Genomic DNA, 22,051 nt, shown 5'->3' with positions numbered 1-22,051 from the left:
AGCAGACAAAACTAAAATCAATTTTAAACAAAATGCCACGTGTGGCAAATAAACTGGAAGCGTTTACTCGAGTATATTCCTACTAAGCTGTCCAATGTCCTAATGAAATAACATCGTTTGTTTCAACATTTATCACAATGCCTTTTAATGATAATTTATATGCAAAAAGTGAAGGTTTTTTTATCTATAAATAGACTTTCGATCTCGAAATATTAGGTGTGTGGTTGATGTAAAACGGCTGAGGAAACTGACTATTAAACAAGAAATGATTTCAAGTAACGAAATGATAGATAAAAAATAGCTTGGTATTATTTATCGATAGGAGGTAAATACCCACGACCATTTTTAGTTAAATCACTCACACCTTCTGTTGCGTCATTTAGCGCGCGGCCATAATTATCACGACAGTGAATACAAGGGCTCATCTTATTCACAAAGCGACCTTTTTTTGTATACTTCCTCAAATAGGCATGTGAAATCACAACATTACCTTGATGTAATTCAATAACATCGGCTAATTTATTCCTTAAATCAGTTACTGCTGCATCTTCAGCACACATATTGTCATTTGCACGGCCCCAGCCTATGACTTGTTTACTGGGATCGGAATGTACATATTTGGCCGCCACCCAAGGTCCACTATGGTAACCCGTTGATTTTCCATCAGGAAACTTAGAGGGCCTATTTGCCAATTCATACGCTATGAGTTCAAGCTGATCTGTTGGGGCTCTGTCACACAGGATGTCATGAAATGTAGGACGGCTAGTGGTGACAAAATAATTATGATTGTGGCTTATTTTTAAATCGTGATTATGGCGTGAATGATCAACTTTGTTTATGTTTTCTATTTTAGCGATAGCATCACTACAGGCCAGTATTTTGTCACCAATCTTCAGATCGACAGCCTTTATCCATTCTTGAGCAATGAGATAAAATTGATGTTCTTCCACCACAAGCATCAAGGTTGTTAATTCACCAATGGAATATTTAATCTCTAGCATAACGTCAGCAACACTTCCAAGTAGTTGTTAAATTGGTGGTCGTTAAGCACCTTAGACAGTGAGAAATCTAACAAATAACATCAATAACTTACTAGAACAACATATCAATAGAGACAGTGAAACCACAGACTAAACCTAAGAAACCAATTCTAATCATCATTACCGACAATAAAGCTTAGACTAATGTTCATTGTTTAGTGACGCCTCAATACTTTTTAGTCAAAGTATAAAATGAGTTACCGTTCCTTATTCTTCGACTTCAGCTTTGTTCTTTTTCGCATTGCATTCCATAACTTGCATTTCTTTCTCGGCTTTTAGGCGACAAACAGCCAATTGCTCTAAACGCATAGTTTTAACTGTCGCGAGTGGATCATCAACTTGATTGCCTCGCTGTGACATATCGTACTCAATGATATCATCATCGGGTATATCATCATTATTTTTAGCTGTCATTATTACCTACCTTTTGTGCCACTTTAACGCCATCTTAAAGCCATTTTACTCATTAAAAGCCCATTCTAAAACGATAGTCGCAAGTAACATATCCACCTATTTTTATCATCAGCAACATATCGCCTTTTAAAGGTTATAGCGATAGACTTATACCAATCCTTATTAGAATATGATCTATTTTAGGCTGCGTCACTAGGCCCAATACAATGAAAATGACTGTAGGTGTAGTCTTCTACATCAAAGTCATTTGAAGCAGTAATGGGGGTTGTGACACAGCCCCGAAGGGCGAATTTATCAGAGTGGTCTTCTTTGTTAGCCTTTCTTAACGTACGACTGCATGGATGCAGGAGGTAGAGCAACGCAGGAGCAGTTGCCGAGAACGACTATGTCTTCAAAAGGCTGCCTCGAATACCTCACTGATAATTTTCGTTAAAAGAGCAAATTCTAATGCGGATTGGTATTAATTATCCCTGCACATACATTTATCAGCGATATTGAATTATAGGTATATTAAAAACCAATAAAAAAACACCTTGTCAGTGACCTAACAAGGTGTTTTATTTCTGCCATAACGAGTGTGTTCACACCCGCGTTACAGGTTTACTCTTTGTATTTTAATGTGCCATTGGCCTTGATTTCGTCGTACCACAAGTTGTGGTGCTGCGAAGCCCAGTTTTCGTCACAATAGCCAGAAACCATACACTCCATACCACCTTCACTGAGTACTGTCGCCATCCATATATGCACTATGGTAAACGCGACGATAATCACTGCGCTTACACCATGCACAAGAAGTGCGATCATTGACAGCTCACGTGTTAAATCGAGCATTGGGAAGACTAACATTATCCCAGATACACTGATGCAAAGACCGAAAATGGCCAAGCTCCAGAACCACATTTTTTCACCCGCATTAGCAAAACCACTGTCTGGGTGTTTGCCTTTAAACGGACCAAAGTTAATGTAGCCACCGACCACTAAAAACCATTTTAAATCGTACAACTTAACGGTTTGTAATGGCATCCACTTGATTATACAGACTAGCCAAGACACCATAAAAATGGGACTAGACCAGTCATGTACAAACTTGCAGAACGCGATTGTTCCCGCCCAAATACCGTCACCGACATAGGGAGCTAAGAAATGGCGCCCGAGCATAATGACCAAACCGGTTAGCATCATGATTAGGCACGATACGGCCATAATCCAATGTATCCAAAGATCAACTTTGCTCCAACGAAATACCAATTTACCCGAAAAGCCTTTACTTAATGTAGCTGGACCATTCACAAAGTAAAACACTAAAAAGGCGGCAAAAACACCGACAAAAGCTAAGCCAAGTGCGGGTTTTAGATAAGTATTTCGCAATATTTTGCCTTCATTACCCGCTACATTAATCAGCACATCAGCATCAAGGCCTTTGTCTGTACTGTAACCAGGTTCGCCAGCTTTTACTGCGCGCCAGAGATCTGCATCACTGGTTTTTGACGTTGCTTGTTGCTGGCTTGATTGTTCATCAGCGGCATACACCGGCGATGTAACCAACCCCAATCCCATACACAGAACCAACAGAGCAAATATCCTGCGCAGTGATTTGTTTAACGTTAAAGTTAACATTGTCACTCCTTAATACGGCTGCGAACACGTCGCAGCCTATGCTCTGATTAGATCAACTCGCCTGTTTTAGGATTGTAGCCCCAAATAGTATTTGGATTACCACGTGCTGCCATACGCTGACGATAAATGTCAGACACTATGCCTGCATCACCAGCCAACAATGCTTTAGTTGAACAAAGTTCAGCACACATTGGTAACTTGCCTTCTGCAATACGGTTTGAACCATATTTTAGACGCTCAGCTTCAGAATGATCTTCTTCTGGGCCACCAGCACAGAACGTACATTTATCCATTTTGCCACGGCTACCAAATGCAGTCTTTTTAGGGAACTGCGGTGCACCAAATGGGCAAGCATAGAAACAGTAACCACAACCGATACACGTATCTTTGTTGTGGAGTACGATGCCGTCTTCTGTACGGTAGAAACAATCGGCCGGGCATACAGCCATACATGGTGCATCGGTACAATGCATACATGCGACTGAGATTGACGCTTCTCCAGGAACGCCGTCGTTAAGTGTCACCACGCGGCGACGTTGAATTCCCCACTCTAAAGCAGAGTCGTTTTCGTTTTTACAAGCTGTGACGCAACCGTTACACTCGATGCAGCGTTTGGTGTCACACAGAAATTTCATGACTGCCATGATGGCTTATCTCCTCATCAAGTGTTATTAGGCTTTGCTTATCTGACATAAGCTGGCTTTGGTTTCTTGCATTTGCGTTACGACGTCATAACCATAAGTCATGACAGTATTGGCAGCTTCGCCAATCACGTAAGGCACTGTACCTTCGGGGTAGTTTTTGGCTAAACTCTCGCCTTCAAATACACCAGCAAAGTGGTATGGCATAAAACATTCACCCGCAATAACACGCGGTGTTACCATCGCCTTAACAGTAATTTTGGCACCTTCTGGACTGTGAACAAACACGTCATCACCATCACGTAAACCGCGATCTGCAGCATCTGCTGGGTTGATCTCGATAAACATTTCTTGCTGTAATTCAGCAAGCCATGGGTTACAACGGCTTTCTTCACCACCACCTTCGTATTCAACCAAACGTCCGGTTGTTACCGCTAATGGGTAGTCGGTAGCAAAGTCCTTGTCTTGAATAGTCTTATAAAGTGTTGGTAGACGAGCCACCATACGGTCTTCATAAGTTGGGTATTTAGCCACTAAGTCACGACGAGGGGTATATAACGGTTCGCGGTGTAATGGAATATCATCAGGGAAGTTCCAAACAACACAACGCGCTTTAGCGTTACCGTAAGGAATACAACCATGCTTGATAGCCACACGTTGAATACCGCCAGAAATATCTGTTTTCCAGTTTTTGCCTTCAGCTTTAACTTTCTCTTCTGCTGTTAGGTCGTCCCACCAGCCAAGCTGTTTAAGCATGTCAGCGGTAAACTCTGGGTAACCATCTTGAATTTCAGACCCTTTTGAGAAAGAACCTTCAGCAAGAATGTTAGTACCATTATGTTCAACACCATAGCGTGCACGGAAGTTACCACCACCATCTTTAACTTCACGTCCAGTACGATACAAAATTTGCGTACCTGGATGTTTCATTTCTGGGGTGCCCCAACATGGCCAAGGTAAACCATAGGTTTCGCCTTTAGCTGGGCCGCCGGGTGCTTCAAGTGAGTTAACGTCGAATGTGCCCCAGTTTTCTTGGTGCATTTTCAAACGCTCTGGGCTTTGACCTGTGTAACCAATAGTCCACATACCTGAGTTAAACTCGCGAGTGATATCTTCAATCAATGGCTCTTCACCATTAACTTTAATATGCTTACAGAATTGGTCAGCTACGCCCCATTTTTTGGCCAGTTTATACATGATGATGTGATCAGGTAATGACTCAAATAATGGTTCGATAACTTGTGTACGCCACTGTAACGAACGGTTAGAAGCTGAAACTGAACCATAAGTTTCGAACTGAGTTGCCGCAGGTAATAGATACACACCATCTTGGCGTTGATGCATTACACCAGCCATAGTAGGGAATGGATCAACAACAACCACTGTGTCCATCTTGTTTAGTGCTTCACGCACTTCACGACCACGAGTTTCGGTGTTAACAGACTGACCCCAGAAGAATCCTAGACGAATATTGTCTTTTTGGGCAATTTTGGTTTTGTCTTCTAACACACCATCGTGCCAGCGTGAACAAGGAATACCCGCTGATGTTTGTGGTGATTGACCTAAGTATTCACCTTGGTCAAAACGCTCGGAAACCCACTTTGGTTCAAGATCCCATACATTAGCCCAATGGTCCCATGCGCCAGAGGTTAAACCGTAGTAACCCGGTAAGTTATCAAATAACAAACCAAAGTCAGTAGCACCCTGTACGTTATCGTGACCACGGAAAATGTTTGTTCCGCCACCTTCGACACCCATGTTGCCAAGAGCAAGCTGCAAAATACAGTAAGCACGTGTGTTGGCATTACCAATATGATGCTGAGTACCACCCATACACCACACAACAGTGCCAGGCTTAGTTTCGGCCATCATTTTAGCCACACGGTACATTTGCTCTTTTTTAACACCAACAATGTGTTCGACTTCTTCTGGAGGATATTTTTTCACTTCTTCTTGGATACGTTCCATGCCGTATACACGTTGGTCGATGAAAGTTTGATCTTCCCAGCCGTTTTCGAAAATGTGCCATAACAAGCCATAAATATATGGGATGTCAGTACCTGGACGAATATGGACATATTCATCTGACTTAGCTGCTGTACGAGTAAAGCGTGGATCGACTACGATGATTTTGGCACCGCGTTCTTTCGCCGTCAGAATGTGCTGCATCGCTACTGGATGAGCTTCACTTGGGTTAGAACCAATAAATAATATACATTTTGTTTTACGAAGATCGTTAAACGAGTTCGTTTGCGCACCGTAGCCCCAAGTGTTAGCAACACCGGCTACCGTGGTAGAGTGACAAATACGAGCAGAGTGGTCGACGTTGTTCGTGCCCCACATTGCCGCTAATTTGCGATACATATAAGCTTGTTCGTTTGAAAACTTAGCACTACCCATAAAGTAAACAGAATCTGGACCTGATTCTTGACGAATCGACTCCATTTTGTCGCCCACTTCATTAATAGCTTGTTCCCAAGATAGACGTTTCCACTTACCGCCTTCTAGTTTCATTGGGTACTTTAAGCGTTTTTCACCGTGACCATGTTCACGTAGTGCAGCACCTTTAGCACAATGTCCACCTTGGTTAAACGGATGATCGAACGCAGGCTCTTGCCCTGTCCATACTCCATTTTGAACTTCGGCATATACACCACAACCCACTGAACAATGTGAACAAATAGTTCGTTTAATTTCAGTTGGCGCATCGTATGGTACATCTTTGGCTTCAGCACGACGCATCATTCCAGCACCAAGCATTGAAGCCGCGGCAATACCACCAGCTGCCAAACTGGCAGACTTTAGGAATTGACGTCGGTTAAGGCCTAGGCTCGACTTTTCAGCTTTGACGGCTGTGTCTGTTTTGCGGGTTAATCGCATCACACACTCTCCTCTGTTATTTGGTTAACGAAGCATAGTAGTTACGAATATGCTCTGTTTCGCGATAATTACTGCCCGTAGGCTCTTCTGTAGACGGTTTAGTGACTTGGGCAAGTGCGGGTGCACTGACACTAGCCACAGCACCTGCCGCACTGCCGAGCGCTAATGCTTTTAGCATTTGGCGACGACCCATGTCGGAAGCTTGCTTCTTCATATTGTCTCCTTGTTGATAAAAAGATGAGGCTGGTAAGCCATCATCCGATTTAGTTAATTTGTACAATCTCGTCTTCAACCGGATCTAAGTCAGCACTGCCTGGACAATTCACCGGAATATCTAAACTCAGCTGTTCAAATTCATCTGCTTCAGCAATAAAAAATGCTTTAGCTAGTTGCGCGACACTTAGGTAAAAACGGGCACTTGGCGTTTTAGCTAAATTGTCACAAAAACGTATAATCCAACTTGCCATATGGCGTTGATAAAATGCCAATTGACGATAACCTGGCGCCTCTAAAATCAAGCAACCCATTACTTCGCATAAGGCAGCGACATGATCCTCTGGTTCTTTAACGTTATCTTCACGTTCAAAACCCAGTTGCATTAGGTCACTACGCAAGGCAGCTAAAGGCTTATCCATTAAAGAACCGGTCATAAACCAACTGCCATAAGGCATAATTTGACCACTGCCAACACCTAAAAATATATCAAAATATTCATCTTCTAAAGTATCAGTATCACTGTTTGCGGCGGTCTCTTTTAACGCAATCCATGCATGGCTCATGGTATTGCCATCCTGGGCTTCTACCTCTAAATTAGCTAAAAAAGCTAATAATTCAGTACTAGGTTGACGGCGGAGTAATGCAGCTAATAATTGATAGATATCGGCTCTTAACTGATCATTCTCACTTATTTGTCTTACTGTTTCTGTCATAGCAGATCTCTTATTGCAATTGCTTTTCTGGATCGTCAAGGATGTCTTCAAACATGTCTTTTACACGGCAATCGCCACACATTTGTAAACGCTCAATATTGGCGCTAAACGCGCTATGTGTTCCCACCATCTCAATTATTTTATGTATCATTGATTGGGTCGCAAACTCACTACCACATCGAATACATTCAAATGGAGGCTCTTCCTTTAACATTTGGACTTGTTGTCTTGCTGATTGATTAAAGTTGATTTGTGGTACTAAACTAATCACTTTTTCAGGACAGGCAGATTCACATAAGCCACATTGAACACAATCTTGCTCAACAAACTTAAGTGCCGGAGTATCACCGCCATCCATTAACGCTTGGGTTGGACAAGTGGCAACACATGACATACATAATGTGCACTTGTCGCTGTTTATGCTTACCATACCGTATGGAATATTAGCCATTGTTAACACATCATCGACTGCTGCAGCCTGGCTATTAAGATGATCGATAGCTTGGAATACAATACTGCGTTTTACATTGGTATTAGGTTCGATAGCATTTAAGGTCATTGGCATTATTACTGGCCAAGCTATGCTAACGGCTAAATTATTATCTAATTGGTTTAGCTCTGACGGGGTAATAAGACGTATCCGTTGTGGTTGGCCCATTTGGTCAAGAATACGATTCGCCAATGTTGACTCACCTTTTAGCATTTGCAGCAATGTAGGTGCAGTTTGAGGCGTTTGTAAGATTAAAATTTCACGCGCACCATAAGCCAGTGCAGCCAACCAATGATCAATACTTGCTACGGTGATTTCTTCCATTGCAACAGGTAACACGTCACCGCTTAACTGCTCAGTAACCAATTCGGCACCCGCTTCGTTATCATGAAATAAAATAACTGGAGCGGTTTGCGCTTCTTGGCGATAACGACTGACTAACTTTTCGAGATAGGTATGCAGTGATGCTGGGGTAGGTAAATCGTAGCTTAGCGCCCCTGTTGGGCACGCATTTGTACAACTACCTGCACCATGGCAAAGATAAGGATCGATTTCAATTTTATACGCTACGCTGCTAATGGCATCCGCAGGGCAAAAATTTAAACAACGGTTACAACCGCTTAGACCATGTTTGTCATGGGCACAAATATCACTGTTCACCCTTACATAGCGCGGCTTATCAAACTCACCAATTAAATCAGGAATATTGGCAATGGCGTCAGCGAGTAACGCTGTGTCTTGGCCAACATAAAAATATCCTGGAGGCAGCATTTCGAGGTTGATACATGGGCTATGGCTTAAATCGAGCACAATATCAAAATGCGCTTGACGAATGGCAACAACACTTAAGTCTGCTATGCCATTTTCACCTTCAATTTTGACTTGAAATTGTCCTAGAAACCCTTTTACGCTAGCCAACTTGTTGTAGTAACTTTCAACATCAGTGGCCGCATTCATCACAGCTTCAAGGTGGGCTTCATCTTGGCTAGTGATCGCTTCATTAGCTAAAATGACTCGGCTTGCCATAGTGGACAATTTGTCTGCCGCTAATCGCGCAAGATCTTCAGGCCCAATAATGAGCACATGTCCCTTGGTCGTATAGCTGACAGTGGGTGGTATTAAATTTTGCAAAATCTGCGTACTTGCCATCACCTGTTGTCGTGCTTGTTTCAGCTGTGGCTGGTTTTTTCTGATACTCATTGCGTTCCCAATTCTCGGTTTTTATACCTCATTAACAGTGATAGCTCAGTTCACTGTTCACGCTTATTGCTCGTCATTAATTGACAATAACTCTTTCTATAATCTTTAAATAACGATTTTATCTAGGTCACATCATGAGTGACTGTCGTTATTACGCTTTCGCCTCATCACTGACGGCAGCTTGCTTTATCAGGTCATCATTCTGACTAAGCGGTTGTTCTTCAGGCGATATCGCCACAATCTGTTGTTCATTTTCATCAGCTAACACGTTTAGCTCTTCATCTACTTCTAAATCGGTTTGCTCATCGATCTCAGCTTGTGCTAACTCCGTTGAACTTAAATCTGTTGGCGCTAAGTCAGCTTCTAATTCTGGCTCAGGCAGTTCTTTTTCAACAACATAGCGAAATACTTTACTGGCTAGTTCGGCTGAAACATCCGCTGATAATAACGGCTGATTGGTATAATCCAGCGCATATTCGATTAGCCCATCAATGTGACCATATTGCGGCTGCTTCCATAACGCTCTTAGTGCAGCAGCTTTAGTCGTTGGATCAACACTTTTAGCCATAAAACGAGCAAAGCTGCCGCCGACTTCTATGGTACTTGGATCGGGTAATGGTTCAGACTCTAAAGCTTCATCAGACTTTAAGTCTATTGTACTAACGTCTTGAGTCGACTCTGTTGTGGGAGTGCTAATTTCATCAGCGTGTGCTTGTGCTTGCTGTAGCAATGCTTCTTGCTCAGCCTCTTCAGCAACCCGTTGACGCCTAAGTTCCCAACGATTAAGAAGGCCCTCAGATTTATCATTCATTGTATTTTCCCTGTGCGGTTTGCGCTCGGGCCTTCATTTTTACGACGGTTAACATGTTTACGTCGATGGGCGCTAATCTCAACCTCGCCATGGCGGGTGATGAAGGCTTCGATCCAACAAGCTATAGCGCTAGGCATTGGAATATTGAGTACTGGAGTATCTGACTCAAGACAACCCGCGCTAACGTGTTGGTCGGCAGAAACCATTGCCGGAACCCATGTTCCATCAATCAGTTCGTCACACACGATAAAAAGCGTTGAATTATCCATATCCAGGTTAATACGATAGCTACCACGTTGATCTTTGTATAATTCCAATGGAACTAAAACCGAATTTTCTGGCTGCTCTTGTGTTGCTGGAATCATTTGGTCAAGCTCCCAACGGACTGAAGTCCAGCGTCCTACTTGGGTTTGCACTTTTTTTAGTGAAACATACATTGGCCAAAGTGTGTCGGTATGTTGCATGGTGATGCTTACCTCTGACATGAATATGTGTATTGGAATACACTCTAATGGTTAATAGCAGCAAAATTGATGCCAACTAAAAAGTAAAACTAACTTTGAACTAGATCCCGAAACACCTATTAAGAATAGGACAATATGTCCATAGTGCAATACTAGGTGGGACATATATACACGTCAAAAACGCTGAGTTTAACAAGACTTGCGTCAGATCACGCTTAGGTAAGTAGTTTACAATTTTGGGAATAATAATTGCTATGCTATTTAAGTGATCAAGTAACTCAACACACCTATTATTACCATCAATAAATACCTATTAGAGGCTAAGCTGTTTATGACTCAATCTGTTTCTGCAACCGCCAAGCAGCACAACGCGATAAAGTTTGTTAAAACCAATACTCAGGTACCACTTACCATTCCTGTCAAAGCCATAAACGAGCAAGGTCAGGTAGTTGATAAATTCGTTGCTTGTGAACGTCCCTTAACCTTGTATTTAAATTGGCGCCCTATCGTGACGTTAATGACATTAGGTGCAAAACCAGAGTCTCTGACTCTTGGTTATTTAAAAAACCAAGGGTTTATTAGTGATTTAAGCCTATTAGAGTCCGTTATTGTAGATTGGGATGTCAGCTCCGCTGCGGTAATTACCAAAGAGGTATCAGAGGATATTGAACAACAACTATCTGAAAAAACTGTCACATCCGGTTGTGGTCAGGGTACGGTTTACGGAGGTTTTTTACTTGGGTTAGATGATATTGATTTACCAACACCATCACTTAAGCAATCAACCATCTATGCCTTGCTCAGTAACATAAGCGATTACAACGAAACCTACAAAAATGCAGGAGCTGTCCATGGTTGCGGCATATGCCAAGACGAAAACATCTTAGCTTTTGTTGAAGATGTAGGCCGTCACAATGCAGTAGATACCTTAGCAGGTGATATGTGGTTAGATCAACAATCGGGACATGATAAGATTTTCTACACCACGGGTAGACTTACATCAGAAATGGTCATTAAAGTCGCCAAGATGGGAATACCCGTACTACTGTCGCGCAGTGGTGTAACCCAAATGGGTTTGGACTTAGCTCAGAAAATGGGAATAACGATAATCGCTCGTGCTAAAGGTCGACATTTTTTGATATACCACGGTAGTGAAACCGTCACTTTTGATGTAAAAAAAGATTAACTCCGCAATGTGGCCCATTTTTGACGCAATGTTGGGGTTAAAAAACTCCAAGCTAAAATGCGGGTCACTTTATTTCCTTGAGTCATCTCAATGGTTTTCACCTCAACTGCGTTCACCTGTTTAAGTAATTGATAACAAGGTTTGAGGTTTTCTGACTTTGATATTAATGAGGTGAACCATAACACTTGGTTTGCATACTCATGGCTTTGCGTGATCATGTTAGCCAAAAATTGTTGCTCGCCACCTTCACACCATAACTCCGCTTTTTGACCACCAAAATTAAGTGTCGGTTGAGTTTTACCCGCTATCAACTTTTTCGATTGCTGACCATGTTTTTGTTGCTGACTTTTAGCTAAGTTATTGGTTTTTCGCAATGAGCCCATAGATGCTTCAGCGAGTGAGCGATGAAATGGTGGATTACACAAAGTGACATCAAATCGTTCATCTGGCGCAATGATTCCCTTAAAAATATGTTCTGGTTGATGCTGTAGTCTTAGCTGCAATTTAGTCGCAATATTAGGATTGTTCTGCGCAATTTTGGCTACATTATCTATCGATATAGGGTCAATATCTGACGCAACAAACTGCCAACCGTAGGTTTGGATACCCAACAACGGATAAATACCATTGGCACCGGTACCAATATCTAATCCACGAATACTTGCCCCTTTAATCACTTTACCTTTTACAGCCAACAAATCAGCAATGTAATGTATATAGTCTACTCGCCCTGGCACTGGTGGGCATAGATACCCTTCAGGAATATCCCAATCACGAATATGATACTCACTCAACAATAATGCCGCATTGAGGCTTTTTACTGCTTTAGGATCAGCAAAATCAATCGATGGATTACCATAAGGGTTTGGCCGTACAAAAGTCGCGAGTACAGGCATTGTGCTGATGAGGGCAGCAAAGTCATAACCTTGTTGATGAGCATTACGTGGATGTAATGCTTTTGATAGTACAGGTTTTACGGCTGCCGATTTATTTGGCAAGCGCTTAGTGACGTTATGCTTTGCTCGCCTAGGCTTGGTGGTTGAACGGGTCATTAATCGTATAAATACTTAGTAAATAATAAGTTAACCACAACCGAACGCCCTACTTCTTTTTCCATAAGAAGATTGAGCGTTTTATAACATTCACGGCGAATTTCTTCTCGCCCAGATAACGATTTCACTTTATCTTCAGATTGATTGCCTAATATTTCAACTATCGCCGAACGTAATAAAGGATCATGGTGTTCTAAGATAACCAAATCATCGGGATTTTTTACCATCAATTCAATACTGATCTTAACAAAACCTAACTTTTTGCGGTTTGAAATATAATTAGTGACAATGTCTGGCTCAAACCCATAGTATGCGTAATCCTCGGTCACTTGTTTTTCTGCAACTTTTTCATCTGCAACTTGCTTCTCTTCAACTTTCTCATCTGCTGCATAAACACTAAATGCGAAACAGCACAACATAACTAACGTTGAAACCAATTTTTTCATAGTGAGATAAACTCCGTTAATGTGGAACGTTAATTAAATAAGCCATGTAGTTCACCCCCTTAGGAGTGTTTGATCATCTTTGCCATGATAGACTATTGCCGTTGAGATATATTGTAACGAGTTTTAGATGAACGTGACCAGTATTAGCTTTCCTTATGGTGAATCAATTCATTGGTTTTCGCCACAAAAAATCGATTCTTTGCCCCATAGTCCGCTAAAAGAATGGTTATTAGCCACAGGAAGTTTAACCCAGCGCCTCAAGACACACTGTAAACACTTTGAAGTAAAAGTGTTAGGTGAGCATTTACTTGCGCCTCTAGCTGATGAATTTCCTACCCAGACTGATCCTGTTTGGATCCGCGAAGTATTATTGTGCCTTGACGGTATTCCGTGGGTATTTGCCCGTACACTCATCCCACAAACAATTTTAGGCGTTCAATCCCAGCATAACGATTTTACCGGCCTTGGCACTCGACCTTTGGGTGAATTGTTATTTAGCAGCCCAGATATAACTCCTGGTAACATTGAAGTAGCCCAATTTGAAACCTGTGGCCGTTTGGCGGCATTAGCCAACAGCTTAAATCAGCAAGTGAATCATAGCTTATGGGGCCGGAGACGCTACTTCAATGTATACAACTCACAGCTTATTGTTAGTGAAATATTTCTACCTGCAGCTGTCGAGTATATTAATAAAAGTGCCTAATCTAATGTATTAAGTTAATCCAATCTCGTTAATAAAATCTTGTTTACCTAAAACAAAAAAAACGCCCTTTAATGGGCGTTTTGTTATTACATCCGTGGTATTAAATCCGTTTGCGGTAATAGCCGAGTAAACCAAGCATCAGCACACTTAACCAGCCTATACTTCCTCCGCTACTATCGTCATTAGTTTCAGTAGAGGTTTCAGTAGACGTTGGTGTTGTCGCAATAACTACACTTACGCTTTCTGTCGCTGTCACCGTATTACCCGCACCATCGGTGACTAATACACTGACGTTATAGTCACCTGATGCGGAATATGTATAGCTTGGTGCAGCATCTGTACTGATTGCATTAGCTTCCCCAAACGACCATGCATAAGTGTAATTACTGCCGCCACTGACAACCACACTAAAGTTCACATCAGCACCAGTAACTTGAGCCGTAATGTCAGCATCAAGAGTCACGGTTGGTAATATGCTACTGTCAGCCAAGGCAAATTCAACCGTCGCGGTACTACTGTTGCTGGCTTGCTCCGTCACCTGCATGGTAAAACCTAGTTCAGGCAATATCATACCTGCCTGTGGTTTTAATGGCGCACTGTAGTCAGTACTATCATCAAATAGAGACTCCGCCCCCAAATAACTGTCACCGTAATAAGCACTTTGAGGGTATAAACTAAATGCAGCATCGCGAATTTGAATATCGGTTGACTGAGTACCAATCAAATTTTGGTCAGCATCAATTACACCAATCAAACCTTCACCTTCATGTTCTGACACATTGTTATCGGTATAATTAAGGTTTTCTAACCACAGTAATACTCCAGGTTCGTAATTATCAGAAACCAGCCCCGCATCTACACCTTGATGACTGCGTAATTGCACAATATAGCGTCTTGCTTTACCAGGAAAGCTATCTTGAATGCGGCTAAAACCAGCCAAGGTAGCCATTCCGTCAGTTTCGGCTCCATCGCTATAAAATGCAGTGTCTTGGTTGGTTAATTGAATATTATCGATCGCCATGCCGTAATCACCAACGGCTTCATCAGTTTTGTATACCACACTGATCTGCACATCACGTCCCGCATAACTACTCAAATCGAAGCTCATCCCAACCCAATCATCATCACCATATGAGGTACGAATATCACTCGACTTACCGCTAATAAAGTTTTTAACGGTTGGATAAATAGAGTTGGTTGTAATGGTGTGATCGCCAGGTATCGCCACACTGTCCACCATGACTTGGATATAGTCATAATCGTCTTCAATATCCCAGTGAGCTTGGAAAGATAATGCTAACGGCGTATCTAATGGCAATGTCACATCAAATGACATGGCATTATTGATCAAATCGCCTTGACCTGAGTAATACTGATATTGACCCGTTAATGGTGCTGTAAATGTAATATCCGCGGCGGGAAGCGCTATTGATAACTGATTAACGGCATTAGCGTTAATGGCATGATTAAGCGCTACAGCCGTACCGTTACTGGTTAAATCAGCCAATGAAACATTTTGCTCATTGACCCACTTACCTTTGTACTTTTGTTGTAAAAAAGATTTTGCATAAGGGCTAAAGCCACTTGGCTGGGAGCCTGCCGGACTGCCACTCCAGCTACCGCCTGACATCAAAGACCAAGAGCCTACAGGTGAACCATCACCACTGTAAGTGGTGTCATATTCATCTGGTAGACCCAAATCATGACCGAACTCGTGAGTACATACGCCAACCGCAGAATCGATAGGTTGAACGGTATAACCAAATATTTTAATACCGCGGCCAGGAATTTCATAGCCATTGGTAGTTGAATCTACATAGTAACGATGCGACCAAATGGCGTCCGTACCTAATACTCCGCCACCAACTTCTTCCCCTATACTAGAATGAAACAACATAACATGGTCAATAATGCCGTCTGCCTCATCGTAATTACCATCATTGTCTAAATCGTACGGGTCTTCAACATCAAAGCTTTCTAGCTCAGCGTCTGTCATACTTGCAACCGCTTTGGTAACCGCTTCTTTAACTAGTTCAGGTACTGCTTGGTCATTGTCGTCAGCATCATTAGCACCATAATAATCTGCATTTTTGTCTGCAGTAACCCAATCTTGTACATCACCAGTGAAAAAGAAACTACTACCCGATACAGCTTGGTAATATTGATAAGCTGATTGTAAGGTTTGATTGCTTGGGCCTGTATACCCAGTTTCTGAAAATAGCATCTGCTGATAATGCGACGCTGGATAGCTGCTGTAATACATTTCAGTATCACGCACCTCTAGCTGGTTGGCATCATGAGGTAAATCAGGAAAGTCCACTAGTACAGCCAAAACCTTGACCGTTTTAGTGATATCTTGATCGGCTAGAACGTTATTATTTGCAGAAACATATTGAGCACTTGCAGTGCTTTTTTGCTCAACTTGTTTAATGCGCATTTGTTCCGCTTTGACTTCGATCGTTGCGGGTTTATAGCTTGCATGATTACCTCGATGGATAAAGGCATCTACAGCGGCTTGTTTAACCACATCTGTGGCGTCTGCAGCAACTTCACCACGTTTGATCAACCAATATAGCACTTGTTCTTGATTGATCAGCGCGCCATCAGCAGGAGTGCCCGTTTGCGGAGCTGCAAATGCAGCCATACTACAAGAGGTAAGCAACAAAGCTGATGCGGCAAAACCTTGAAATTTAGTCGATTTACTCATTACTACTTACCTATATTGGGTGTTGGCTTATGGCATTTTTCAAATGCTTTTTGGCGTTTAGCGATGTAATCAGCAACAATTTTATCAATTTGTGCTTGATCCATATCCGCGGTGATTAGCCCTTGCGCCCGCAAATTTTCAGTTAATTTAGTCCGATCTCGTAAAGGCGGCATCCCACTAGGACCACAATCTTTAAGTAACGGCTTTGTTACCACTTCGGTGTCTGTTTGCTCGTCGACCTTCGATGCCGCGGACTGATTTTGGCAACCTTGTAAGCTCATAAAAGCAAGTCCCAACATGACGATAAGATTTTTCATAATTCATCCCAATAAATAACTACACAACATTAACAGCTGTAACCACTAGGCTACAATTAAATTAGACATTATTTAATGTAAATAAATCTGCTCAATTAACATTTAATTAAACGTTTCCTTAGCTAGCTTGAAAAACCGACTCTGCTGAACCGGTTTTTAACCTACATTAGGACAAATCACATGTTCAATCAGTTAATATTCAAGGTTGAAGTCACTTCGTATAATCCTTGTCTAATAGAATTGGTTTAGATCGCAGCAGCTGTTTTAAGATAATTTGAAATGCCATCAAGTAACATTTGCACCGCTATCATCACCAATACCATGCCCATTAACCGCTCTACCGCTATTAAGCCTTTTTCACCGAGTATCCGAGTAAACAACTTATAGAACATTAAAATAACAGCACTCATAGCCCAAGCAGAGACTAATGCGATAGTCCAATCCCCCATACGATCACTATCGGTATGCGCCAATAATATCAACGCAGCTAAAATAGACGGACCCGCCATCAATGGGATTGCCATTGGGACAATAAAAGGCTCTTCACCCGCAGCTAATCCCGCGACACCACCTGGTGAAGGAAAAATCATCTTAATCGCAATTAAGAACAGAATAATGCCACCCGCAATACTGACCGACTCAGAGCGTAAGTTTAGGAAATTAAGAATTGCTTCGCCGGCAAATAAGAAGGACAACATAATAACCAATGCAAATAGGAGTTCACGGATTAATACTTGGCGACGCTTTTTGGGATCGATATGGCGTAAAATGGAAGCAAATATAGGGAGATTACCCAATGGGTCCATAATCAAGAACAACATGACGGCTACAGAAAAAATATCCATGAACAACAATCTTTTAATTAACAAAATATGAGTTACATTGTATACCAAAGGTAACAAAATAAGCGATATGAAGGCTAACTTATTCATAGCTATAGAAGCACAATACTAAATAATTATGAACAAGTTCGCTTCATTAAGGATCGATAAAACAATTGCCTCGTCGATAATCTCAAAAATCTGAACCCCGTTTCAATGTCTACGTTATATTTACCACCTAATGCTAAGTAAATTATGTAGCTTGATATGTTCTCACGCTACAATGTTGAATAAAAATTGTTATACTACGTTGTTTTTTCCGATTTATTTTCTGGATAATATGCTCTATCTAATCTCTAGCTGTATTGCATTACTGTTTGGGCCAATTTTTTACCGCTTCTTTTCATCAGGTAGCGGGTTGCAAAAAGGCTTGGATGGATTTATTTTCGTCTCTCTTGGCGGATTGGTGCTCATTCATATTTTGCCAGAACTACTGGAACATGGCGGATTTATAACGCTATTGTTTGTCATGCTTGGCGTTTGGGGTCCAACAGCCAGCGAAAAGCTATTTCATCAATATTCAGATATCACCCACAACATTACGCTCATATTAGGCACTGGCGGTCTGTTACTGCACACTATTACAGATGGTGGAGCAATGGTATTGGCTCAACAAGATGGTAATTCTACACTCCTTGCCTTAGGTGTGATTATGCATCGTTTACCAGTTGGTGTTGCTATTTGGTGGTTACTCAAACCTCAAATTGGTACCCGATGGACCAGTGCTGTACTCGCTGCAATGATGATATTAACGAGCATAGGTTACTTTGCTGGCGAACATTTACTGGCTCAGTTAAGCCTTGAAAACACCGTTTATTTACAAGCCTTCGTAACGGGTTCTATTTTGCATGTAGTACTACATCAGCCTCATGTTCATCCCCAAGAAGATAAGCAAGGTAAATATCAATACCAAGCAGGGATTGGCAGCCTATTAGGCTTAGGATTATTGGCACTGCTATTATTAATGGAAACTGGCGGTCACGAACATGCTCATCCAGAACATGGTTCTGAACAATTCGTCAGCTGGTTATTAACCATTTCCCCCATCTTATTAGGTAGCTATTTTATTGCTACCGCTAGGTTTGCATTCGGGCTTAGACCTGCTAATGCTTCCTTGGGACTGCGTTGGCTACAACGTTTAGCGGGTCCAGAAGCATTGTTAATCACCTTATTACTGCTAGGGCCTTGGTTTGCGCTTTATCAAATAATCGGCTTATTAGCCATAGGGTTATTAATGACATTGACTCAAGTCAATCTGACTGATCCGCAACCAACGGTATCTGAATCACCATGGCGTTTTGGCTTTAACCAATTAATCGACCGTAGTGCGCCGTGGATTATTCTTAGCTTAGTATTAGCAAACCTTATAGGTCATCCATCCGTTCCATTAGAAAATCCGGCATTACAGGTATTTATCTTATTATTAGTATTTTTGCCAATGCGTTTTTGTAATCTAGGCACTGTAATTTTAGCCCTTGCTTTGGCTTATAGTGGTTGGAGTCAGATAGCTGTGGCCTTTACCTTACTAGCCGCTCCAGTACTTAATATTGGCCAATTGAAATTAATGAATTGGAAACAAGGGCTCATGTTAGGCGGTATTTTATTCGTAGGCTTAATGGTGGCAGATCAATTAACACTGGTCTCATCATTGACATTGCAACTGCCCGAATCGGTCAATATCGTTGGCTTAGTGGCGATAACCTTATTATTTGGAGCCAGTTTATTGCGTCTTGGACCTAGGAAGTTTTTAAGCCGTTTAATGGTCAACTTAAAATCAACGCAGCATACTCATGATCACACCCAAGATTCAGAGACAAAGACTTCACATCACCACGATTCTGCACATAAACATCATCACTAATTGGTGAGCTATTGATTTGTGATGCTGGTTGGTTAAGTCGCTATATTGAAGGGGAAAGAACAATGTGTATTTTATTTATTGCCGTTGAGGCACACCCAGATTACCCCTTAATCGTTTGCGCTAACCGCGATGAATTTCACCATAGAGCAACTGCCCCAGCTTATCGTTGGACAACAACTCCGCCTATTTATGCCGGACAAGACAAACAAGCAGGCGGCACTTGGTTAGGCATGAATGAACAAGGCCAGTTTGCAGGACTAACTAACATCCGGGTAACTGAACAGCAAGAGGGTGTGCGCAGTCGTGGCGAATTAGTCGTCGATGCACTCACTAAACACCAGACCAATAGCCAATGGTTAATTGAACACTCGGTAAATTACAATCCATTTAATTTGGTCTTTGAACAACACAATCAATTGTTTTGCTTTAACAGTAAAACATCAACGACTACCCAGCTTAAGCCTGGTTTTCATGCCGTAAGCAATGGCGCCTTAGATGATATATGGCCTAAAATGGCTAAAGGCCAGCAACAGCTGCAAAACTATATCAAACAGATGCAATCACCTTGCATAGACCGACTACTTGATATCATGCGTGATACCTCTCAGCCAAAAGATCAAGATTTACCCCAAACAGGCATTAGCCTTGAATGGGAACGACGTCTATCCTCTATTTTTATTCAACATGAAGAATACGGCACCCGCTCAACCAGCATAGTATTGAAGCATCGAAGTGGTAAGGTGCAATTTACTGAAGTGAGATACGATGGCAAGGCACGTAATTTAGGTATGCAACAATTTACGATTAATTAATTCATTCGCTTTGACAGTGTGACTTACTGAAGACTTTCATACAACATATAGCAAACTGTGACTTACACCTCATTCCCAGTAATATCTCATATAAGACACAGCTAAAGTGTATTTATTCCTGTAGGCAACATTCATTTTTACAACCTAGATCAAGGTTATTTGGTTATGAACATAGCATACTTCGGTTGTTGCTAATTTACCCCCTGGAGGACACGCCTTGAAGCAGCCCACTCAGATTAGTTGGGATCAGTCGATGATCGAAAAATACAATTACAGCGGTCCCCGTTATACTTCTTACCCGACTGCATTAGAATTTGACGATGCTTTTACTGAACAAGATTTACTGACATCAATTAAAAATAGTAAATCCGATAAACTATCGTTATATGTACATATCCCTTTTTGCGCCAAGCTTTGCTACTACTGTGGCTGTAATAAAATAATTACTCGCCACTCACATAAAGCTGATCAATATATTGAGTATCTGGCCACTGAAATTATTAAACGAGCCCCATTATTCAAAAATTACACCGTAACCCAAATGCATTGGGGCGGAGGAACACCCACTTTTTTAAGTCCAGAACAAATTCTTAAATTAACCACTCTGATTAAAGAGCATTTTAATTTTGCCGAGGTGGGTGAATACTCAATTGAAGTTGACCCTCGAGAAATCGAGTTAAGTATGTTGGACACCTTAAAAGAAGCTGGGTTTAACCGAGTATCTATAGGTGTTCAAGACTTCAATAAAGAAGTACAAATTGCCGTTAATCGCGAACAAGACGAACAGTTTATTTTCGACTTAATTGCTCGAGCAAAAGAGCTAGGTTTCGTGTCGACTAACGTTGATTTAATTTACGGTTTACCACTACAGACGCCAGAAACCTTTGCTAAAACGATTGCGCGCATTATTGAACTGTCGCCAGATCGCTTGTCTGTATTTAACTATGCACATTTACCATCACGTTTTGCTGCACAGCGTAAAATTAAAGAACATGATATGCCTGCTCCACAACAGAAATTAGATATGCTGCGCCAAACGATTGAATCGTTAACAGGTGCGGGCTATCAATTTATTGGTATGGACCACTTTGCTAAACCTAATGACGAATTAGCCAAGTTACAAAATGCCGGTAAACTACACCGAAATTTCCAAGGTTATACGACTCAAGAAGAGTGTGATTTACTGGGGTTAGGGGTATCTTCAATCAGCCAAATTGGCGATTGTTATGCTCAAAATCAAAAAGATATTCGTCCTTACTATGAGTCTATTGATGCCAATGGACATGCACTATGGAAAGGTTGTAGCTTAAATCAAGATGATGAAATTCGTCGTGCGGTAATTAAACAGATTATCTGCCATTTTGATTTAGACATGAACAAAATAGAGCAGAAGTTTGCGATTAACTTTGATGAATATTTTGTTGAAGATCTCAAACTGTTACAGACATTCATTAATGATAAATTAGTTGATATCACCGATCGCAAGCTAACCGTTAGCACGACCGGTCGTCTACTAATTCGTAATATCTGTATGTGCTTTGATGTCTATTATCGTCAAAAAGCCCGTCAGCAACAGTTTTCAAGAGTGATCTAGTCCACT

The 22,051-nt window shown here is 41.6% G+C and carries 20 protein-coding genes; 5 read left to right on the top strand and 15 right to left on the bottom strand.

Annotated elements, in window-relative coordinates:
• Positions 1–308 precede the first annotated feature (308 nt).
• From FH971_RS00325 to FH971_RS00280, 10 genes are all read right to left on the bottom strand, one after another.
• Positions 309–1,001: a polymorphic toxin-type HINT domain-containing protein gene (locus FH971_RS00325; RefSeq protein ID WP_140232905.1), complete on the bottom strand. Its 693-nt coding sequence runs from the start codon at positions 999–1,001 to the stop codon at positions 309–311.
• 246 nt (positions 1,002–1,247) lie between these two features.
• Positions 1,248–1,454, bottom strand: a complete 207-nt coding sequence (locus FH971_RS00320; RefSeq protein WP_137223998.1) for a hypothetical protein — start codon at positions 1,452–1,454, stop codon at positions 1,248–1,250.
• Between the two features lie 600 nt (positions 1,455–2,054).
• On the bottom strand, positions 2,055–3,071 hold the full coding sequence (locus FH971_RS00315) for a formate dehydrogenase subunit gamma (RefSeq protein WP_137224000.1): 1,017 nt from the start codon (positions 3,069–3,071) through the stop codon (positions 2,055–2,057).
• Positions 3,072–3,118: 47 nt separating this feature from the next.
• The gene (gene fdh3B / locus FH971_RS00310; RefSeq protein WP_137224002.1) at positions 3,119–3,715 is read right to left on the bottom strand and encodes a formate dehydrogenase FDH3 subunit beta; all 597 of its coding nucleotides are present in this window, start codon (positions 3,713–3,715) and stop codon (positions 3,119–3,121) included.
• A gap of 27 nt (positions 3,716–3,742) precedes the next feature.
• Positions 3,743–6,592: a formate dehydrogenase subunit alpha gene (locus tag FH971_RS00305; protein WP_137227375.1), complete on the bottom strand. Its 2,850-nt coding sequence runs from the start codon at positions 6,590–6,592 to the stop codon at positions 3,743–3,745.
• 16 nt (positions 6,593–6,608) lie between these two features.
• Positions 6,609–6,806, bottom strand: coding sequence for a formate dehydrogenase (locus FH971_RS00300; RefSeq protein ID WP_137224004.1), 198 nt, complete (start codon positions 6,804–6,806; stop codon positions 6,609–6,611).
• A 49-nt stretch (positions 6,807–6,855) separates the two neighbouring features.
• Positions 6,856–7,521, bottom strand: a complete 666-nt coding sequence (locus tag FH971_RS00295) for a TorD/DmsD family molecular chaperone (protein WP_137224006.1) — start codon at positions 7,519–7,521, stop codon at positions 6,856–6,858.
• 10 nt (positions 7,522–7,531) lie between these two features.
• A complete protein-coding gene (locus FH971_RS00290) occupies positions 7,532–9,211 on the bottom strand; it encodes a 4Fe-4S binding protein (protein WP_140232903.1) in 1,680 nt (559 codons plus the stop codon).
• A 151-nt stretch (positions 9,212–9,362) separates the two neighbouring features.
• Entirely contained in the window at positions 9,363–10,022 is a 660-nt protein-coding gene (locus FH971_RS00285) for a DUF3306 domain-containing protein (RefSeq protein ID WP_140232902.1), read from the bottom strand.
• A complete protein-coding gene (locus tag FH971_RS00280) occupies positions 10,019–10,486 on the bottom strand; it encodes a DUF3305 domain-containing protein (protein WP_137224012.1) in 468 nt (155 codons plus the stop codon). Before FH971_RS00280 ends, FH971_RS00285 begins: the two co-directional genes overlap by 4 nt.
• Before the next feature lie 331 nt (positions 10,487–10,817).
• Between FH971_RS00280 and FH971_RS00275 the strand changes: the two genes are divergently transcribed.
• Positions 10,818–11,672 carry a formate dehydrogenase accessory sulfurtransferase FdhD gene (locus FH971_RS00275; RefSeq protein WP_137224014.1) on the top strand — a complete coding sequence of 285 codons (855 nt, stop codon included), beginning with the start codon at positions 10,818–10,820 and terminating at the stop codon, positions 11,670–11,672.
• Here FH971_RS00275 and rlmF read toward each other — a convergent pair.
• On the bottom strand, positions 11,669–12,724 hold the full coding sequence (rlmF, locus tag FH971_RS00270; protein WP_140232900.1) for a 23S rRNA (adenine(1618)-N(6))-methyltransferase RlmF: 1,056 nt from the start codon (positions 12,722–12,724) through the stop codon (positions 11,669–11,671). The two genes, FH971_RS00275 and rlmF, sit on opposite strands and share 4 nt — an antisense overlap.
• Positions 12,724–13,170, bottom strand: a complete 447-nt coding sequence (locus FH971_RS00265) for a flagellar basal body-associated protein FliL (RefSeq protein WP_140232898.1) — start codon at positions 13,168–13,170, stop codon at positions 12,724–12,726. Before FH971_RS00265 ends, rlmF begins: the two co-directional genes overlap by 1 nt.
• 127 nt (positions 13,171–13,297) lie before the next feature.
• Here FH971_RS00265 and FH971_RS00260 point away from each other — a divergent pair, with 127 nt between their 5' ends.
• On the top strand, positions 13,298–13,873 hold the full coding sequence (locus FH971_RS00260; RefSeq protein WP_137224020.1) for a chorismate--pyruvate lyase family protein: 576 nt from the start codon (positions 13,298–13,300) through the stop codon (positions 13,871–13,873).
• 100 nt (positions 13,874–13,973) lie between these two features.
• On the opposite strand, the gene FH971_RS00255 is transcribed toward FH971_RS00260, so the two are convergent.
• The 3 genes from FH971_RS00255 to FH971_RS00245 all read right to left on the bottom strand — a co-directional run bounded on the left by FH971_RS00255 (position 13,974) and on the right by FH971_RS00245 (position 17,742).
• Positions 13,974–16,580 (bottom strand): immune inhibitor A domain-containing protein, encoded by a 2,607-nt coding sequence (locus tag FH971_RS00255; protein ID WP_140232896.1) that lies wholly within the window; start codon positions 16,578–16,580, stop codon positions 13,974–13,976.
• Positions 16,581–16,582: 2 nt separating this feature from the next.
• Entirely contained in the window at positions 16,583–16,897 is a 315-nt protein-coding gene (locus FH971_RS00250) for a hypothetical protein (RefSeq protein ID WP_137224024.1), read from the bottom strand.
• A gap of 245 nt (positions 16,898–17,142) precedes the next feature.
• Positions 17,143–17,742, bottom strand: a complete 600-nt coding sequence (locus FH971_RS00245; protein ID WP_137224026.1) for a YhgN family NAAT transporter — start codon at positions 17,740–17,742, stop codon at positions 17,143–17,145.
• A 316-nt stretch (positions 17,743–18,058) separates the two neighbouring features.
• Here FH971_RS00245 and FH971_RS00240 point away from each other — a divergent pair, with 316 nt between their 5' ends.
• The 3 genes from FH971_RS00240 to hemN all read left to right on the top strand — a co-directional run bounded on the left by FH971_RS00240 (position 18,059) and on the right by hemN (position 22,045).
• Positions 18,059–19,639 (top strand): metal transporter, encoded by a 1,581-nt coding sequence (locus tag FH971_RS00240; RefSeq protein WP_140232894.1) that lies wholly within the window; start codon positions 18,059–18,061, stop codon positions 19,637–19,639.
• Positions 19,640–19,701: 62 nt separating this feature from the next.
• Positions 19,702–20,451 (top strand): NRDE family protein, encoded by a 750-nt coding sequence (locus FH971_RS00235; protein WP_137224030.1) that lies wholly within the window; start codon positions 19,702–19,704, stop codon positions 20,449–20,451.
• 217 nt (positions 20,452–20,668) lie between these two features.
• Positions 20,669–22,045 carry an oxygen-independent coproporphyrinogen III oxidase gene (gene hemN, locus FH971_RS00230; protein WP_140232892.1) on the top strand — a complete coding sequence of 459 codons (1,377 nt, stop codon included), beginning with the start codon at positions 20,669–20,671 and terminating at the stop codon, positions 22,043–22,045.
• The last annotated feature ends 6 nt before the right edge of the window (positions 22,046–22,051 follow it).

This window comes from Shewanella polaris (genome assembly GCF_006385555.1).
Classification (GTDB): domain Bacteria; phylum Pseudomonadota; class Gammaproteobacteria; order Enterobacterales; family Shewanellaceae; genus Shewanella; species Shewanella polaris.
Note: the sequence above shows the minus strand (reverse complement) of the source record. Positions and strands in the feature narration are given on the sequence as shown.

What these genes read in the sequence shown, in the direction of transcription:
- FH971_RS00325 (WP_140232905.1), bottom strand. Translation starts at nt 1,001, where the DNA reads ATGCTAGAGATTAAATATTCCATTGGTGAATTAACAACCTTGATGCTT.
- FH971_RS00320 (WP_137223998.1), bottom strand. Translation starts at nt 1,454, where the DNA reads ATGACAGCTAAAAATAATGATGATATACCCGATGATGATATCATTGAG.
- FH971_RS00315 (WP_137224000.1), bottom strand. Translation starts at nt 3,071, where the DNA reads ATGTTAACTTTAACGTTAAACAAATCACTGCGCAGGATATTTGCTCTG.
- fdh3B (WP_137224002.1), bottom strand. Translation starts at nt 3,715, where the DNA reads ATGGCAGTCATGAAATTTCTGTGTGACACCAAACGCTGCATCGAGTGT.
- FH971_RS00305 (WP_137227375.1), bottom strand. Translation starts at nt 6,592, where the DNA reads ATGCGATTAACCCGCAAAACAGACACAGCCGTCAAAGCTGAAAAGTCG.
- FH971_RS00300 (WP_137224004.1), bottom strand. Translation starts at nt 6,806, where the DNA reads ATGAAGAAGCAAGCTTCCGACATGGGTCGTCGCCAAATGCTAAAAGCA.
- FH971_RS00295 (WP_137224006.1), bottom strand. Translation starts at nt 7,521, where the DNA reads ATGACAGAAACAGTAAGACAAATAAGTGAGAATGATCAGTTAAGAGCC.
- FH971_RS00290 (WP_140232903.1), bottom strand. Translation starts at nt 9,211, where the DNA reads ATGAGTATCAGAAAAAACCAGCCACAGCTGAAACAAGCACGACAACAG.
- FH971_RS00285 (WP_140232902.1), bottom strand. Translation starts at nt 10,022, where the DNA reads ATGAATGATAAATCTGAGGGCCTTCTTAATCGTTGGGAACTTAGGCGT.
- FH971_RS00280 (WP_137224012.1), bottom strand. Translation starts at nt 10,486, where the DNA reads ATGCAACATACCGACACACTTTGGCCAATGTATGTTTCACTAAAAAAA.
- FH971_RS00275 (WP_137224014.1), top strand. Translation starts at nt 10,818, where the DNA reads ATGACTCAATCTGTTTCTGCAACCGCCAAGCAGCACAACGCGATAAAG.
- rlmF (WP_140232900.1), bottom strand. Translation starts at nt 12,724, where the DNA reads ATGACCCGTTCAACCACCAAGCCTAGGCGAGCAAAGCATAACGTCACT.
- FH971_RS00265 (WP_140232898.1), bottom strand. Translation starts at nt 13,170, where the DNA reads ATGAAAAAATTGGTTTCAACGTTAGTTATGTTGTGCTGTTTCGCATTT.
- FH971_RS00260 (WP_137224020.1), top strand. Translation starts at nt 13,298, where the DNA reads ATGAACGTGACCAGTATTAGCTTTCCTTATGGTGAATCAATTCATTGG.
- FH971_RS00255 (WP_140232896.1), bottom strand. Translation starts at nt 16,580, where the DNA reads ATGAGTAAATCGACTAAATTTCAAGGTTTTGCCGCATCAGCTTTGTTG.
- FH971_RS00250 (WP_137224024.1), bottom strand. Translation starts at nt 16,897, where the DNA reads ATGAAAAATCTTATCGTCATGTTGGGACTTGCTTTTATGAGCTTACAA.
- FH971_RS00245 (WP_137224026.1), bottom strand. Translation starts at nt 17,742, where the DNA reads ATGGATATTTTTTCTGTAGCCGTCATGTTGTTCTTGATTATGGACCCA.
- FH971_RS00240 (WP_140232894.1), top strand. Translation starts at nt 18,059, where the DNA reads ATGCTCTATCTAATCTCTAGCTGTATTGCATTACTGTTTGGGCCAATT.
- FH971_RS00235 (WP_137224030.1), top strand. Translation starts at nt 19,702, where the DNA reads ATGTGTATTTTATTTATTGCCGTTGAGGCACACCCAGATTACCCCTTA.